Raw genomic sequence first — 16,089 nt, 5'->3', positions numbered from 1 at the left:
AAATGATTCGATATCTATTATTCGTATTCTTTGCTCTTGTGCTATGTGTGAGTAATGCGCTGGCAGGCGAATATCAGCTGGATTGGCCTGTCTCTGGTGAGGAGCTGATTTATCATTCCTGCGGTTGTGCTGATTCCTGCTGGGTTGCCGAGGTTCGCCAAGCTAAAGCGGAAAAGCCGCTCATCGCTAAACTGAGATGCGACTGCGAAAAACTCTATTTTACTGATGAAACTGGCGTAGAACGGGTTGTCGCTGAAAATTGTGATGAGTTAAACACCGACAATAAAATGGATTTGATCCCAGAGCGAATCAAGCAACTTCAGTCACATTTTAATCCCCCTCGTTAACTCTATTTATCCTTGTGTGAAATGGAATTCCAGAACGGAAATAACAGGAGATGCATAGCTTTTTGAATGCAAAAAGTTAACTCTACTCTTACAGAAGTTCACCCATCCCCTGCGAAGTTTCTGAAGGGCGATGAAGACTCTTTATTGAAAAATGGCGCGTGACGCAGACAGTACGTCTGCGTAGCTTTTGGGGAAGGGGCGAATGAAAATCGGTGATTTTCGAATAAGCGCGAAATAAGTCTTTTATATGATGATTTTTTCTGAATTAGCCCATGCAATTTTTGCAGAGCGTAATGGGTACACCAGATAGGGCACTGTTGCACCAGTGACCTTCTAAAACATGGATGTTTTAGTAGAGCCTACAAGGATGTATGCACGGCGTGTCACTGGGGTAACAGTGCTAAAGCCTGCGGCAGGCAATGAGTTACATCATCACCTTACAGCGATATGGTTGCTAGTTCGCAATGCAAAACGAACCAGCAACATCGGGTGTGGGGTGAAGCCCCACGACCTTTTCGGTCGCAAGACCGATCTTAGATCTCAAACCGCGTTAGCGTAATCTAAATCCCGATTACTCGGGATCATAGTCAAGCACTGGCGCTAGCCACTTCTCCGTCTCTGCAACAGTCATCCCTTTACGCTTCGCGTAATCCTCCACCTGATCGCGACCAATATTACTCACGCCAAAGTAGCGGGATTTCGGGTGGGCAAAGTACCAGCCCGATACTGCGGCGGTAGGGAACATGGCGTAGCTTTCGGTAATGTTTAAGTCGATGGTTTCATTCGGCTTTAACAGTTCCCACAACAGGCCTTTTTCGGTGTGATCCGGGCAAGCGGGGTAACCCGGTGCAGGGCGAATGCCCTTGTATTTTTCGCGAATTAACGCCTCGTTATCGAGCTGCTCATCGGCGGCATAACCCCAAAACTCTTTACGTACGCGCTCGTGCATCCGCTCGGCAAAGGCTTCGGCTAAACGGTCGGCTAAACACTTGAGCATAATGGCGTTGTAGTCATCATGGTTCGCCTCAAAGCGGGCGATATGCTCATCAATCCCATGGCCTGCGGTAACCGCAAAGCCGCCCATATAGTCGGCAACGCCTGAGTCTTTGGGCGCGACAAAATCGGCCAGACAGAAGTTATCGTTACCGACCCGCTCAAGTTGCATCCGCAGGTGATGGGTGGTCAGCTCAACCTCTGTGCGAGTCTCATCTGTGTACAGCTCAATATCATCGAAGTTGACGGTATTGGCGGGGAATAGCCCAATCACGCCCTTGGCGGTGAGCCATTTTTCTTCGATGATTTTTGTAAGCATCGCCTGACCATCGGCGAACAGCTTTTGCGCCTCAACGCCGACTACTTTGTCGGTTAAGATTTCAGGGTAATGACCGTGCAGCTCCCATGCGCGGAAGAAGGGCGTCCAGTCGATGCGGTCGACTAAATCGGTTAATGGATAGTCTTCAAATACTTGGCGACCGAGCACGTTAGGTTTGAATGGGGTGTAGTTGGCCCAATCGTGCTGGCAGCGGTTTTGACGGGCGGCCTCTAGCGAGACGATTTCCTTACGCTTAGCTTGGGATAAACGCTTGGTGCGCATATCGTCATACTCGGCGTAGGTTTCATCAATGGTCGCTTGGCGAGTTTCATTGCTGACTAGCTTGCTGACCATAGGCACTGCGCGCGAGGCATCGGCAATGTAAATCGCGCCATGGGGATAATGCGGCGCAATCTTCACCGCAGTATGGATTTTCGAGCAGGTAGCGCCGCCGATAATCGCTGGAATGGTGAGCCCTTCACGGTGGAAGGTTTTCACATTGTGCACCATCTCATCGAGGCTTGGGGTGATAAGCCCTGACATGCCGATAATATCGATATTGTGTTCTTTCACCGCCTCAAGAATGCGCTCTACTGACACCATCACGCCTAAATCGAACACTTCAAAGCCATTGCAGGCAAGCACCACGCCGACAATATTCTTGCCGATATCGTGCACATCGCCTTTTACGGTCACCATCAAAATCTTACCGTTCGACTGACCTGCGACTTTTTCTTTTTCAATAAAGGGATTGAGGTAGGCCACGGCCTTTTTCATCACCCGCGCGGATTTGACCACCTGTGGCAGGAACATTTTACCCGAGCCAAACAGGTCGCCGACGATATTCATACCGTCCATTAGCGGGCCTTCAATCACATCCAGCGGACGGGAGGCAGCTTGGCGAGCCGCTTCAGTATCTTCGTCGATAAATTCGGTGATGCCTTTCACCAGCGCATGGGCGAGACGTTGATTAACTGGCCATGAGCGCCATTCTAAATCTTCTTTTTTAGCGGCACTTGAGCCATCGTCACGGAATTTTTCAGCAATATCAAGCAATTGCTCGGTATTGCTCGAGCCTTCAACCGGGCAAGGCAGGTTGAGCACCACGTTCTCGACCCGTACTTTAAGCTCTGGGTCGATATCGTCAAAAATCGCTAACTGGCCCGCGTTGACAATCCCCATATCCATACCGACTTTAATCGCGTGGTACAGGAATACTGCGTGAATCGCCTCACGCACTGGGTTGTTACCGCGGAAGGAGAACGACACGTTCGATACCCCGCCCGAAATCATCGCGTGGGGCAGGGTGGCCTTAATTTCTTTAATGGCATCAATAAAATCGACAGCATAGTTATCGTGCTCATCGATACCCGTGGCAATGGCGAAGATGTTCGGGTCGAAGATAATGTCTTCGGGCGGAAAGCCGACCTTATCGACCAGCACGCGGTAGGCGCGGGTACAGATTTCGACTTTGCGCGCCTTCGTATCGGCTTGGCCTTGCTCGTCGAACGCCATAATAATGGCCGCCGCGCCGTAGCGTTTAACGAGGGTTGCCTGCTCGATAAACTTCTCTTCGCCTTCTTTGAGGGAGATAGAGTTAACAATACCCTTGCCTTGAATACATTTGAGGCCCGCTTCAATCACTTCCCACTTCGAGGAGTCGATCATAATCGGCACGCGGCTGATATCTGGCTCAGAGGCGATAAGATTTAAGAACTTATGCATCACCTCCACGCCATCGAGCATGCCTTCGTCCATGTTGATGTCGATGATCTGCGCGCCGCTTTCTACCTGTTCACGGGCGACATCGAGCGCCTGTTCGAACTTGCCTTCTTTGATCAGCTTTAAAAATTTGGCCGAGCCAGTAACGTTGGTGCGCTCACCCACGTTCACAAACAGGGTTTGGGCGTCGATAGTGAGCGGTTCCAAACCTGCTAAACGGCAGGCGACGGGGATCTCGGGTAATACGCGCGGGGCAAACGGTTCCACCGCTTCGCGAATGACCTTAATATGCTCGGGTGTGCTACCACAGCAGCCGCCAATAATGTTGAGCATGCCTTCACGGGCCCATTCTTGGATAACGCTGGCCATGTCTTTTGGGGTTTCATCGTAACCGCCAAACTCGTTTGGTAGACCCGCGTTAGGGTGCGCCGACACATAACATTCGGCGATGCGTGACAGTTCTTCAACGTAGGGACGCAGCTCTTTTGGCCCAAGGGCGCAGTTAAGGCCGATAGATAACGGCTTGATATGGCGAAGGGAGTTATAAAAGGCTTCGGTGGTTTGTCCGGTAAGGGTTCGGCCCGAGGCATCGGTAATAGTGCCGGAGATCATCACTGGCAAACGTGCTGGCGAGTTAGCGCCAAAGAGTTCATCGAACACGGTTTCGATGGCAAATAATGCGGCCTTAGCGTTTAAGGTATCGAAGATGGTCTCGACCATAATGATATCGGCGCCGCCTTCAATCAGGGCGCGGGTCGATTCGCAGTAAGCGGTCACTAACTCATCAAAGTGGATATTACGATATCCGGGATCGTTAACATCGGGGCTGATAGAGCAGGTACGGTTAGTGGGTCCTAACACACCGGCGACATAACGTGGTTTACCCGTGGCTTTTTCGATTTCATCACAGGCCTCACGGGCGAGGCGCGCACCTTCACGGTTAATTTCGGCGGACAGCGACTGCATATCGTAGTCGGCCATGGCGATAGTTGTGGCGTTAAAGGTGTTGGTTTCAATAATATCCGCACCGGCTAATAGGTAGTCGGTGTGAATTTGTTTGATGATGTGTGGCTGCGTGAGCACTAAAAGATCGTTATTGCCCTTAACGTCGGTATGCCAATCCTTGAAACGCTCGCCACGGTAATCGGCTTCTTCTAGCTTGTAGCCTTGGATCATAGTGCCCATGGCGCCGTCTAAAATCAGAATGCGCTTTGACAACTGGTTGCGAATGTCTGCCAGTGTTTGGCTGGCTCGATGGAGAGATATCGCCATAAATGATTACCTTTACTACAGCTAAGTTGAGTCCAAAAATATGCAATTCTGCGGTAAATTGCATTTTATTATTGAATGTCGTTCGTTATGGTTTGGACATTTATACGTATAGACGTCCATAATACGCGACATCGGATTGTCAGGGCAAGGTGAAAGTCATTAGGAGCGAGAATCTAGAATCTAGAATCTAGAGTTTAGGTCCTAAGATTTTTAAAAGGCATATATGAAACAAGTTCGCTTATTACTGTTACGCCATGGGGAATGCGAGGGCGGGGCTATTTTACGTGGCAGAGTCGATGTTCCACTGAGCGAGAAGGGCTGGCGGCAGATGTTGGCAGCAGTCGCTTTGCAGGCCAGTGAATGCCACGGTATTTACAGCTCCACCTCAAGGCGCTGCGCTGAATTTGCCAAGGAGTTGGCGCTGGAGCCGCATTCCAGCTTGTCTGAGAGTTCACATTTAGCTGCACCAACGCCTTCGCCGCTTGAGGTCAACCTACTGGAGGATCTACAAGAAATGGATTTTGGCGATTGGGATGGTCGCTTACTCGATGAGTTATATCAACAGGATGGCGAGCGCATGGCGGCCTATTGGCAAGATCCTTGGACCGTGTCGCCGCCCAATGGTGAAACGATGGCAAGTTTTGAGGCTCGTATCGATGGCGCAATAGAGCAGATCCTCAATAAAGAGTTTGCCCTGCTGGCGTTGGATGATGAACAGGCCCACGGCGAGTGTAATGCCGATGCACCCACAGCCAATATCTGGGTTTTGACCCACGGCGGGGTGATCCGTCATTTAATGGCAAGAGCATTGGGGGCGGTGAGAACGGTAGGGTTTTACAGTCAACTGACTTTACCGGTTGCCGCGGTGGTGACGATTAATGTACTCGAAGATAAACATGGGACTCGATACTGGCGCTTAGACTGGCCATCGGGCCATGCTGATTGAGTTTGAAATCTCATGCTAAATGGGATGATGAACATTTTCTGATTTAAACTGCATTGCCTAATGAGCAAGATATAGGATAATGCTTTTCCCTGACGTTTGAGCGAGATAGCACATGGTGTTCGCTAAGTTTAAATGTCGCAGAAATAGGTGTTGGGAATTTCGCTTTATCCTGCGCTATTCGCTTAAGGCAATAGTCGTTATAAACGCCGGATCAACCCAAACATAATAGGGAATCGGGGTGCTGCCCATCAGCCAGCCCGAACTGTACCCGCAACTGTGAGTAGTTAAAAGAAGTGCCTAGAATCTAGAGCCTAGAATCTAGAACCTAGAACCTAGAACCTAGAACCTAGAACCTAGAACCTTCTTTGCTACAAGTCAGGAGACCTGCCTATTTCTGTTTTCGCTGCGTGCAGCCTTAGTTCTCGAGCGGGTGACTCGAGGGAGCAGAAAATGATATTGATACGTTTCGCCCTGTGGCCCATGGTGCTACTGGGTTTGGGTACAAAATATGCCTGTGGGAGCTGCTTTAAATGAAGCCTTCCACGTCAACAGATGTGCAATCTTCGGCGGTGCTAGCTAATGTGGCACTCAATGTCAGCCAATTAAGTTGGACCATCGAAGGCAAAACCATTCTTTCAGGGATTAACTTTGCCCTACAACGCGGTGAAATGCTGGGATTAATCGGCCCTAACGGTGCGGGTAAATCCAGTTTACTGCGTTGTATATATCGTTTTATTCGCCCAACTCTGGGGCAAATCAGTTTGTTTTCGCAGGACATTAACGAGCTTTCGCCCAAGGCATTTGCCTGCAAAGTAGCTGTGGTGCAGCAGGATACGCCGCACTATTTTGATATGACCACAGAGCAACTCGTTGCTATGGGGCTCACGCCCCACAAAGGGATGTTCGATACTAATTCCAGCGGTGATAGTGAAAAAATTATCAAGGCGCTTGAAAAGGTAGGTCTTAGCCATAAGCGCTATCAGCAATATGAAAGGCTCTCCGGCGGTGAGAAACAACGGGCACTGATTGCCCGCGCTATCGTGCAACAACCTCAGTTACTGATTTTAGATGAACCCACAAACCACCTCGATGTGCGCTATCAAATACAAATTTTGGAGTTGGTTCGAAGCCTTGGCATTAGTGTCATTGCCTCTATTCATGATCTGAATTTAGCAAGTGCCCTGTGTGATAGTTTGCTGCTACTGGATAAGGGGCAAGTGAGCGCCATGGGCACGCCGAGTGAGGTATTAACAGAGGAGCGCATTGCCCAAGTTTTTGGTGTTTGCGCTCAAGTGATGCCCCATCCACAACATGCCAATCCTTTAATTAATTACTTTTATGGTTATCAAAAATCACCGACGGATGATGTGGTTGTATCCGCTCCCCATAACATCAACGGGGAGATAAACACGCCATGATTCACACGTTTAAGCTGATAATGATGAATCCTTTAACCCATATTTTAACGCCATTAACCCGCCAGCAATGGCTGATTCTTGGCTTGGTGGGTTTTGCCCTGCTGACCCCGATTGCGGCCGCCAGTTTTGGCGCGGCAAATATCAGCTTTTTAGATGTGTTGCATGTGTTTATTAAATTATTCAATCAATTTTTCGCCAACGACGGTGCGTCAACTACCGCCTCGATGACGGAGCGGATTGTGATGGAATTAAGGTTGCCACGGATATTGCTCGCGTTTGTGGCGGGGGCGGGGCTGTCTTTAGCGGGCAGTGTGCTGCAAACCGTAACTCGCAATCCCCTTGCTGACCCTTATTTATTTGGCATCAGTTCAGGTGCCTCCTTTGGCGCTGTGGTGATGCTGACCTTGTTTACTGGCTCTGGTCTATTCGGTAATGCTGGCGTTATTGCCAATTCGGGGATTTTTAGTGGCTCGGGAATGTTTGCTGGGCTCCTGTGGTTTAGTTTGCCTTTCGGCGCTTTTATTGGTGCCAGTTTATCCGTTCTTATTGTTCTCGCGTTGTCAGGGCTTGGGCTCAACAGCCAAGTTGAGCGCATGCTGCTCTCTGGGGTGGCAACATCGTTTATGTTTGGCGCATTAACCAGCTTGCTGTTGTATTTTGCCAGCCCGCAGGCCACGGCATCAGTGCTTTTTTGGAGTTTGGGCAGTTTTGCTAAGGCCAGTTGGCCGCTCTTAATTTTGCCATCCATCGTTGTATTGGTAAGTTTTTTTATCATCCTCGGTTGGAAGCGGCAGATTATGGCCCTGCAGGCGGGGGATGAAACGGCTCACACCTTAGGGGTGAATGTACCTAAATTACGCCTCAATATGTTATTGCTCTGCTCGCTAATTACCGCCGTTTTAGTGGCGACCTGTGGTGGCATAGGTTTTGTTGGATTAATGATCCCCCATACTGTGCGCTTGTTATTTCCCGGGCGTCAGCCCATTTTGCTCACCGCGTTAGTGGGCGGCTTGTTTATGGTGTGGATTGATGTGCTCGCGAGATGTTTACTGGGTAATCAAGAACTGCCCGTTGGTATTATCACCGCCTCGATAGGTAGTTTTTTCTTTTTGCTGATTTTGCGTCGGCGCAACTAATTGAACTCGCGTTTTTCGCAGAGGATTAGCTAATTTAGTACTAAGTGCGTATGGAAAATAGCCGCTGTATGCGTCGTAGTTGTTATCGAACGAGTTATTGAAATCGAACGAGTTATTGAAATCGAATTAGTCACTGGAGTGTGAATGTCTCAATCAAGCCTGTCATTTCAAATCGAGCCTGTGAGTAAAGCGCAGGATCAGGTTATTCAACAAAAAATCGATCTTAAGACCAAGCCGCCAGGTGCATTGGGACAACTCGAATCCTTAGCATTACAAATTGCTCGCATTCAAGGGCCACAACAATTGCAGATAGTCAAACCGACCATGTTGGTATTTGCAGGGGATCACGGCATTGCCGCTGAAGGGGTTTCGATTGCCCCAAGTGAAGTCACCCACCAAATGGTGCAAAACTTTGCCCACGGCGGCGCGGCCATTAATGTGTTTTGTCGCCAATTAGGTTTTACGCTTGAAGTGATCGATTGCGGTATTTTGACACCCGTTGAGGGGCTAGAAGGGATTATCGATCAACGTCTTGGCGCGGGTACTGCTGCAATTCATTTGGAGCCAGCCATGCCTTTAACGAGTGTGGATAAGGGCTTTGATATGGCGCGCGAGCTTATTGAGCGTCACCATCAAGCAGGCTGTAATCTGGTTGCGTTTGGTGAAATGGGGATTGGCAACACGTCCTCTGCCGCGGCAATTATGGCGGCGATTATGCAATTAGATGTAGCTGACTGTGTGGGGCGCGGTACAGGCATTAATAGCGACACTTTAGCGCGTAAGTTAACCTTGGTAGAACTGGCGTTGCTATCGCATCAAAGTGCGCTTAGTGGGCCAAAACAAGTGCTTGCTTGTCTTGGCGGGTTTGAAATTGTGCAAATGACTGGTGCCATGCTGGCTGCAGCTGAGCGCAAGATGTTGGTAGTTGTGGATGGTTTTATTGCGACCGCCGCCGCATTAGTCGCGGTGACGATCAATGCTAATGTGCGGGATTATCTGATTTTCGCCCATTGCTCCGAGGAGCAAGGCCATCAACGTATGTTGGAATATTTGCAAGCTAAACCCTTGTTATCTTTGGGGCTTAGATTAGGTGAAGGCACGGGGGCAGCTTTAGCATTGCCGTTAATTCAAGCCGCAGTAAATTTTTACAATCAAATGGCGAGTTTTAGTGATGCAGGGATTGAGGCTGTTGTATGATGTAGCCCTGCTAAGTTATTTATTTAACTTAATTTAAAATAATAACTTTTAGCTAACCGTTTTAACTTTAAACCTTGCTGCAAGTGTGTATTCACTAAGGATGCTTTATGTCAGAACGCGAAAGCTGGCACAAAGAGATAGATTTATTTTTTGTGGCCATGGGCTATTTTACCCGTATTCCTATGCCCAAATGGGTCGAAGTCGATGCCGATAAACTCAATAAAGCCAGTCGTTACTTTGGCTTAGTGGGTTTACTGGTGGGACTGTTAAGCGCCATCGTTTTTTGGCTGACTCAAAATTGGTTACCCGCTGGGGTGTCTGTATTGCTGTCGATGTTAACGGGCGTGCTGTTAACGGGCGGTTTCCACGAAGATGGGTTAGCCGATACCTTCGATGGGTTTGGTGGCGGTTGGACGGCTGAAGACAAGCTGCGCATTATGAAGGATTCGCGCCTTGGTAGTTATGGTGCCTTGGCCTTGATTATTGTCTTGATGCTTAAATGGCAATTATTGGTGGAATTAGCGCTTTATGACCCTGTGGTTGCTGGTTCGGCGATGATTGTCGCCCATACTGTGAGTCGAGTCGTGGCCGCGAGCCTTATTTTCACCGAAAAATATGTGCGCGATGATGAGTCCAGTAAATCTAAGCCGTTAGCGCAGCACCAAGGCATTAATGAACTATTTATTTTGATCGCCAGTGGTGTGTTAGTGCTGTTGGTGTTAAAGGGGATTGCTGCACTGTCGCTGTTGTTGATTATGATCGGATTGCGCCGTTTGATCGTGGTGATCTTTAGACGTCAAATTGGCGGCTATACAGGCGATACCTTAGGCGCTGCGCAGCAAATTTGTGAAATTGTGTGTTACTTCGTGCTGCTCGTTGTAGGTAGCATTCTGTGATCCATTTAGTGCTGGGCGGCGCTCGTAGCGGTAAGAGCCGTTACGGTGAAACCTTAGTACGCCAGTATACGGCTTTAGGATTCGATGCCTGCTACGTTGCAACCGCGCAGGCACTCGATGCTGAAATGGCCAGTCGGATCCGTTTACATCAAGATGGCCGAGCCAAGGACGATATCGACTGGCAGTTGATTGAAGAACCCTTGACATTAACCGCCAAGCTTAAGCATTTAGCTAAGCCGGGGCGGGTGATTATGGTGGATTGCTTAACGCTTTGGTTAACCAATCAATTACTTGCTGTCCACCCACAGGCTGAGCCAGCTTCGACCGAATCAGATTTTGCCCTAGCTTTTGCGACATCATCTCAACACGATGTGTTAGCCCACTGGCGACAGGCCAAAACGGATTTTGTCAGTGCGTTAAATACACTTGAAGGTGTGGTGATTTTAATCAGTAATGAAGTAGGCTCAGGCATTGTGCCCTTGGGGGAACTGAGTCGCCAATTTGTGGATGAAGCTGGCTGGTTAAACCAAGATGTTGCTGCTGTTGCGGATAATGTGACCTTAGTGGTGGCGGGTTTACCGCTGACGCTTAAATCGAGCTAGCGCTCTTAAATGAGCTGGTGCATTTAAATCAAGTTGTGAATGTTATTTTGAGCCGCTTTTGCATTTAGTTCGTATAAAAAGAAGCGCCTTTTATCTTATTTCCTCTATTGAGTGATGTCCTTGCCCATGCATTCACATAACGTTGCAGATCCCACGGCAACCAATCAAACGTCAACCGCTAGTTTGCCTCAAACATCGTCCCAAGGCGCCAAAGTATTAATGGTGCAGGGCACCACCTCAGATGCGGGTAAAAGTACGTTGGTGGCGGGAATTTGCCGATTGCTAGCCCGTCAGGGTGTAAACGTCGCTCCTTTTAAACCACAGAATATGGCGCTTAATAGTGCTGTGACTGTTGATGGCGGCGAGATTGGTCGCGCACAGGCGCTGCAAGCCGCGGCCTGTTATTTAGCGCCACATACTGATTTTAATCCGATTTTACTCAAACCCAGTTCAGATACGGGCGCCCAAATTATTGTGCAGGGTAAAGCGTTAACGACACTCGAAGCCTCGGCTTTTTTTGGTGAAAAATCGAAAGATTATAAAGCCATGGCCCTTAATGCCGTTTTGGACTCCTTTGAACGCCTAGGTCAGCAATATCACACCATAGTGGTTGAAGGGGCGGGGAGCCCAGCTGAAATCAACCTGCGTGCTGGGGATATTGCCAATATGGGTTTTGCCGAGGCGGTTGACTGCCCGGTGATTATTATTGCCGACATCGATAAAGGCGGCGTGTTTGCCCATTTGGTCGGGACCTTGGCGCTGTTATCCGAGTCAGAACAGGCGCGGGTAAAGGGGTTTGTGATCAATCGCTTTCGCGGTGATATCAGCCTGTTGCAGCCTGGTATTGATTGGCTTGAGACGTATACGCAAAAGCCAGTATTAGGCGTGCTGCCCTATTTGCATGATTTGCACTTAGATGCCGAGGATGCGCTCACTGACTCGCCAACTAAGCAGGCCAAGAGTCGTTTTAAAGTGCGAGTGCTGGTATATCCACGCACCAGCAATCACACGGATTTTGATCCCCTCAGGCTTCATCCCGATATCGATTTTGATTATGTGTCACTCCAGACGCAAGCCTTAGCTCAGACACAAGATATTGTCGCCGATCTGCTGATTTTACCCGGCAGTAAAAATGTGCGAGCCGATTTGGCTTTTTTACGTGAGCAAGGCTGGGATAAGCAAATTGCTAAGCATTTGCGCTACGGCGGTAAAGTGCTGGGAATTTGCGGTGGTTATCAAATGCTGGGTGAGCGCATTGCCGATCCGTTAGGGATAGAAGATGTGCTTGGGACTAGCCAAGGTTTGGGTTATTTACCCATAACCACCCAATTTAAAGCCGAAAAGCAGTTACGTAGCGTCGCAGGTGAGTTGAGATTGTTAGGGCAGACTGTGGCGGTCAAAGGTTATGAGATCCACTGCGGTGAGTCCCAATATCTCACCTCCAGTGATGCCGCCAAGGGCGCACCATTACGCTTGAACAATGAGCTAACTTACGATGAACAGGCGGAAAAGTCTTTTGCTGACGGCTGCTTAAGTGAGGACGGGCAAGTGCTAGGCACTTATTTACACGGGCTATTCGACAGCCCTGAGGCGTGCCAGTTAATTCTGCGCTGGGCGGGATTAGAAGATGCGCAAGCAATTGATATCAATGAAATTCGCGAACAACAGTTGAATCGTTTGGCTGATGTACTAGCCGAGCATCTAGATTTACCACAATTACAGGCAATCTTAACCGCATCAGTTAAGCCGTAGGATGAATACCAAACCATGACAACAGCAAACGATAATAACCAAGAACAATTAAAGGCTGAACGCCACAAAGCGCGCCAACAAAAACTCAAAGCGGGGGTTGATGCAAAAATTGCCGCCGCTCAGGATGAAAAGGGCATTTTGTTAGTCCTAACGGGCAATGGCAAAGGCAAGTCGACCTCAGGTTTTGGTACTGTTGCCCGCGCGGTGGGTCATGGCAAAAAAGCGGCGGTAGTGCAATTTATCAAGGGCACTTGGGAATGCGGTGAGCGTAATCTACTTGAAGGCGCAGGCGTTAGTTTTCATGTGATGGGTACAGGCTTTACTTGGGAAACCCAAGATAAAGAAAAGGATACCGCAGCCGCCCTAGTCGCTTGGGAAGCAGCTGAAGCTTTACTGCAAGACGAGAGCATTGATTGCGTGATGCTCGATGAGCTGACCTATATGGTGAGTTATCACTATCTTGATGTCGAACGGGTACTGACTGCACTTAAAAACCGTCCATCTATGCAGCATGTGATTATCACTGGCCGCGCCTGCCACCGAGCGATTATCGAGCTGGCCGATACGGTAAGTGAAGTGCAACCCATTAAACATGCCTTCGAAGCGGGCATTAAAGCGCAGCCTGGATTTGATTATTAAGCAGAGTGAATAATCTTAGTGAGTTTGGTGAGTGAGCAAACGCCGTAAGCAGTGCTTCAACACTAATTAAGGCTGTTGTTCCGAGATAAAATCCGTTAGCGTTCTATTGAGCGCTTTTGTGGGCATGGATAACTCAAGGATGATGCGATGAATAAACGTATTGTGATTTGTGCTGACGGTACTTGGAATCGACCCGAGAAAGACCTTAAGGTGGATTTTCCCACCAATGTGCTACGTCTGGCGCGGGCCATTAGCCCGATGGCGGCCGATGGAAAACCCCAGCAGGTGTTTTACGATTGGGGTGTGGGCTCCTATTACGATGAAGTGATTGGCGGCGCGACAGGGCGTGGGCTGCATAAAAATATCATGGATGGTTACCGTTATATCGTGCAGAACTACTCCCCTGGCGATGAGATTTATCTCTTTGGCTTTAGCCGAGGCGCATACACAGTGCGTTGCCTGTGTGGCCTTATCAATAACTGCGGTATTCTTAAGCGCCCCGATGCGAGGCTTATCCAACAAGCCTTTGACCACTATAAAAAAAGCAGCGCGCCCTTTGCTCCAAGCGGCGATAAATCCGTTGAGTTTAGACAAAAGCACAGCCATGAATCACGGGAGATTAAGTTTGTTGGGGTGTGGGATACGGTGGGCGCTATGGGGATCCCGATTTCCTTCCTCGGCTTATTTGAAGATAAAGATGAGTTTTACGACACTAAAATTGGTCGCAATGTGCGTGTTGCCCGCCATGCCTTGGCGATAGACGAGCATCGCAGCGACTTTGAGCCCACTATCTGGCAATTACGCGACAATATGGATATGCAGCAAGTGTGGTTTGCTGGCGCCCATAGCAATATTGGCGGCAGTTATCAGCCGGATAAAGATGGCTCTTTATTGTCAGATAATGCCCTTGAGTGGATGATCGCTGAGGCTGAGCGGTTTAATTTAAGTCTCGAGCCACATTTAATGGCCAGTTTACGCCCTAATCCCTTGGCGACGCTGCACGATTCACGCCGTAGTTTTTATCGGATTAAGCAGCCGTATTTGCGGGCGCTTGACCCGAATGTTGCGCCTGTATTGTTGCATCATTCGGTCAAGGTGCGTTGGGATCAAGATCCTCAGTATCGCCCTAAAAACTTGCAGACCTACCTTGAAAAATATGGCTGGCCAGAAAAGTTAATCGATTAAATCATAAGGAATTTCATGTTAATTCGACGCATTATTATCCTAGGTGTCAGTCTTGCCCTGTTACCTATATCAGCTATCGCAGAGCCAGCAAAACGTATTATTGCGTTGTCTCCCCACGCGGTTGAAATGCTTTATGCCATTGGTGCGGGAGAGACGATTGTGGCCGCCACAGATTATGCGGATTATCCCGAAGCGGCGAAAAAAATCCCTAGTATTGGTGGTTATTATGGTATTCAGATTGAGCGCGTATTAGAGCTTAATCCCGATCTGATTGTGGTGTGGGATACGGGCAATAAAGCCGAGGATATCAACCAACTCAAAAACTTAGGTTTTAAACTGTACAGCAGTTCCCCAAACACCCTTGAAGATGTTGCCAAAGAAATTGAAGAGTTAGGCCAATTAACGGGGCATGTGGAGCAGGCTAATCAAGTGGCAACGGATTATCGCCGCGAGCTGCTTCGACTCCGCAATGAAAACGCCGCTAAATCTGAGCCTAAAGTGTTTTATCAGTTGTGGTCGACGCCCTTAATGACGGTTGCGAAAAACAGTTGGATCCAGCAGATTATTGGCGTGTGCCATGGGCAAAATGTCTTTTATGATGCGGCGAGTGATTATCCGCAGGTGAGTCTTGAGAATGTGCTACTGACCTTGCCCGAGGTGATTTTACAAAGCGAAGAAGAAGGCAATGTTAAAGGGATTGATTGGCGTAAATGGACCGAAATCCCCGCCGTTAAAAACCAGCATATTTATCAATTAAATGCCGATTTATTACACCGCGCGACGCCTAGAGCTTTACTTGGTGTAAAGGCCGTTTGCGATGCCTTAGATAAGGCACGTTAATCAATCGCCTTTTGCTAGTAAATTCACTGTTATAAGCACTACAACGCACTGTTTGATATGCATTTATTGTTCTAAGCAATAAGGGAATCCTATGAATACACTACTGACTTGTTTGTTTGTCGCCATGTTATTGCCGTACTTAGCCAAAGGTCCTGTGGCCTGGGCGATGGCTAAAGCGGGTGGTTATGATAACCATCATCCTCGCAGCCAGCAGGCGCAGTTAACTGGATTTGGTGCTCGGGCGTTAGCGGGGCATCAAAATGCGTTTGAATCACTGCTGATATTTGGCTTGGCGGTGCTGACTGTCATCGCAACCGGCAAGGTGACACCTACAGCCGAATGGTTAGCCATTGTGCATATTGTGGCGCGCTTTGCGTATCAGATTTTATATCTATTGAATAAAGGCACCTTACGATCCCTCTCTTGGTTTGTGGCGATTTTCAGTGCCTTTGGGATCTTTTTTCAAGCTTTTTAAGCCGAGTAAACCCTTTGAGGGTGGAGCTTACCTTAGGAATGTTGTTGTGATCTTGAGTCGCATTTGAGTATTTTTTTATCGAATCAGCATCAATTAATCGTTTTATAAAAAACGCTGGTATGGCAGCCAAAGAATTATGAACTGCCTCAACCGTTTGTCGATAATATGTAAATCCATGCTGATTTTTGTGGTTGAAAACATGTTATTTTTGTTTCAGTTTCTTGTGGTTTAAACAATTTCATAAAACTATTTTCTTTTTGTAAGCTTCGGCGTTTAAAAGCTTTAAATGTTAACGTTTTTTATCTTCAAATTTGATAACTATCAATGAAGTGAGAGGATGATCCCCCTAG

Annotated in this window: 13 protein-coding genes and 1 riboswitch; of the genes, 12 read left to right on the top strand and 1 reads right to left on the bottom strand. The window is 48.4% G+C overall.

What is annotated here, in order from left to right; all coding sequences use genetic code 11:
- Positions 1-2: 2 nt before the first annotated feature.
- Entirely contained in the window at positions 3-347 is a 345-nt protein-coding gene (locus FJD32_RS18165; protein WP_037428439.1) for a hypothetical protein, read from the top strand.
- Between the two features lie 571 nt (positions 348-918).
- Here FJD32_RS18165 and metH read toward each other — a convergent pair.
- A complete protein-coding gene (gene metH, locus FJD32_RS18160; RefSeq protein ID WP_140906899.1) occupies positions 919-4,653 on the bottom strand; it encodes a methionine synthase in 3,735 nt (1,244 codons plus the stop codon).
- 223 nt (positions 4,654-4,876) lie between these two features.
- Between metH and FJD32_RS18155 the strand changes: the two genes are divergently transcribed.
- The 11 genes from FJD32_RS18155 to FJD32_RS18105 all read left to right on the top strand — a co-directional run bounded on the left by FJD32_RS18155 (position 4,877) and on the right by FJD32_RS18105 (position 15,739).
- Complete coding sequence (locus FJD32_RS18155; RefSeq protein ID WP_037428434.1) at positions 4,877-5,599, top strand: histidine phosphatase family protein; 723 nt, start codon at positions 4,877-4,879, stop codon at positions 5,597-5,599.
- Between the two features lie 175 nt (positions 5,600-5,774).
- A riboswitch (cobalamin riboswitch) is annotated at positions 5,775-6,006 on the top strand.
- A gap of 123 nt (positions 6,007-6,129) precedes the next feature.
- Positions 6,130-7,017: an ABC transporter ATP-binding protein gene (locus FJD32_RS18150; protein WP_037414795.1), complete on the top strand. Its 888-nt coding sequence runs from the start codon at positions 6,130-6,132 to the stop codon at positions 7,015-7,017.
- Positions 7,014-8,153 (top strand): iron ABC transporter permease, encoded by a 1,140-nt coding sequence (locus tag FJD32_RS18145; RefSeq protein ID WP_088586048.1) that lies wholly within the window; start codon positions 7,014-7,016, stop codon positions 8,151-8,153. The genes FJD32_RS18150 and FJD32_RS18145 overlap by 4 nt, the downstream gene beginning before the upstream one ends.
- A gap of 144 nt (positions 8,154-8,297) precedes the next feature.
- Entirely contained in the window at positions 8,298-9,350 is a 1,053-nt protein-coding gene (gene cobT / locus FJD32_RS18140) for a nicotinate-nucleotide--dimethylbenzimidazole phosphoribosyltransferase (protein ID WP_037414788.1), read from the top strand.
- Between the two features lie 107 nt (positions 9,351-9,457).
- A complete protein-coding gene (locus FJD32_RS18135; RefSeq protein WP_037414785.1) occupies positions 9,458-10,246 on the top strand; it encodes an adenosylcobinamide-GDP ribazoletransferase in 789 nt (262 codons plus the stop codon).
- Entirely contained in the window at positions 10,243-10,848 is a 606-nt protein-coding gene (cobU, locus tag FJD32_RS18130; RefSeq protein ID WP_037428433.1) for a bifunctional adenosylcobinamide kinase/adenosylcobinamide-phosphate guanylyltransferase, read from the top strand. Before FJD32_RS18135 ends, cobU begins: the two co-directional genes overlap by 4 nt.
- 219 nt (positions 10,849-11,067) lie before the next feature.
- A complete protein-coding gene (locus tag FJD32_RS18125) occupies positions 11,068-12,600 on the top strand; it encodes a cobyric acid synthase (protein ID WP_088586983.1) in 1,533 nt (510 codons plus the stop codon).
- A gap of 15 nt (positions 12,601-12,615) precedes the next feature.
- Positions 12,616-13,239 carry a cob(I)yrinic acid a,c-diamide adenosyltransferase gene (gene cobO / locus FJD32_RS18120; RefSeq protein ID WP_037428432.1) on the top strand — a complete coding sequence of 208 codons (624 nt, stop codon included), beginning with the start codon at positions 12,616-12,618 and terminating at the stop codon, positions 13,237-13,239.
- A gap of 147 nt (positions 13,240-13,386) precedes the next feature.
- Positions 13,387-14,424, top strand: coding sequence for a DUF2235 domain-containing protein (locus tag FJD32_RS18115; protein WP_037428431.1), 1,038 nt, complete (start codon positions 13,387-13,389; stop codon positions 14,422-14,424).
- A gap of 15 nt (positions 14,425-14,439) precedes the next feature.
- Positions 14,440-15,264, top strand: a complete 825-nt coding sequence (locus FJD32_RS18110; RefSeq protein WP_037428429.1) for a cobalamin-binding protein — start codon at positions 14,440-14,442, stop codon at positions 15,262-15,264.
- A gap of 91 nt (positions 15,265-15,355) precedes the next feature.
- Positions 15,356-15,739: an MAPEG family protein gene (locus FJD32_RS18105; protein ID WP_037428426.1), complete on the top strand. Its 384-nt coding sequence runs from the start codon at positions 15,356-15,358 to the stop codon at positions 15,737-15,739.
- Positions 15,740-16,089 lie beyond the last annotated feature (350 nt).

Origin of the sequence: Shewanella sp. LC6, assembly GCF_006385735.2 — a bacterium.
In the GTDB taxonomy this organism is placed as follows: Bacteria; Pseudomonadota; Gammaproteobacteria; order Enterobacterales; family Shewanellaceae; genus Shewanella; species Shewanella xiamenensis.
This window is presented reverse-complemented; position numbering and strand designations above follow the sequence as displayed.

What these genes read in the sequence shown, in the direction of transcription:
- FJD32_RS18125 (WP_088586983.1), top strand. Translation starts at nt 11,068, where the DNA reads ATGGTGCAGGGCACCACCTCAGATGCGGGTAAAAGTACGTTGGTGGCG.
- FJD32_RS18150 (WP_037414795.1), top strand. Translation starts at nt 6,130, where the DNA reads ATGAAGCCTTCCACGTCAACAGATGTGCAATCTTCGGCGGTGCTAGCT.
- cobT (WP_037414788.1), top strand. Translation starts at nt 8,298, where the DNA reads ATGTCTCAATCAAGCCTGTCATTTCAAATCGAGCCTGTGAGTAAAGCG.
- FJD32_RS18115 (WP_037428431.1), top strand. Translation starts at nt 13,387, where the DNA reads ATGAATAAACGTATTGTGATTTGTGCTGACGGTACTTGGAATCGACCC.
- FJD32_RS18105 (WP_037428426.1), top strand. Translation starts at nt 15,356, where the DNA reads ATGAATACACTACTGACTTGTTTGTTTGTCGCCATGTTATTGCCGTAC.
- FJD32_RS18110 (WP_037428429.1), top strand. Translation starts at nt 14,440, where the DNA reads ATGTTAATTCGACGCATTATTATCCTAGGTGTCAGTCTTGCCCTGTTA.
- FJD32_RS18165 (WP_037428439.1), top strand. Translation starts at nt 3, where the DNA reads ATGATTCGATATCTATTATTCGTATTCTTTGCTCTTGTGCTATGTGTG.
- metH (WP_140906899.1), bottom strand. Translation starts at nt 4,653, where the DNA reads ATGGCGATATCTCTCCATCGAGCCAGCCAAACACTGGCAGACATTCGC.
- FJD32_RS18145 (WP_088586048.1), top strand. Translation starts at nt 7,014, where the DNA reads ATGATTCACACGTTTAAGCTGATAATGATGAATCCTTTAACCCATATT.
- cobO (WP_037428432.1), top strand. Translation starts at nt 12,616, where the DNA reads ATGACAACAGCAAACGATAATAACCAAGAACAATTAAAGGCTGAACGC.
- FJD32_RS18135 (WP_037414785.1), top strand. Translation starts at nt 9,458, where the DNA reads ATGTCAGAACGCGAAAGCTGGCACAAAGAGATAGATTTATTTTTTGTG.
- FJD32_RS18155 (WP_037428434.1), top strand. Translation starts at nt 4,877, where the DNA reads ATGAAACAAGTTCGCTTATTACTGTTACGCCATGGGGAATGCGAGGGC.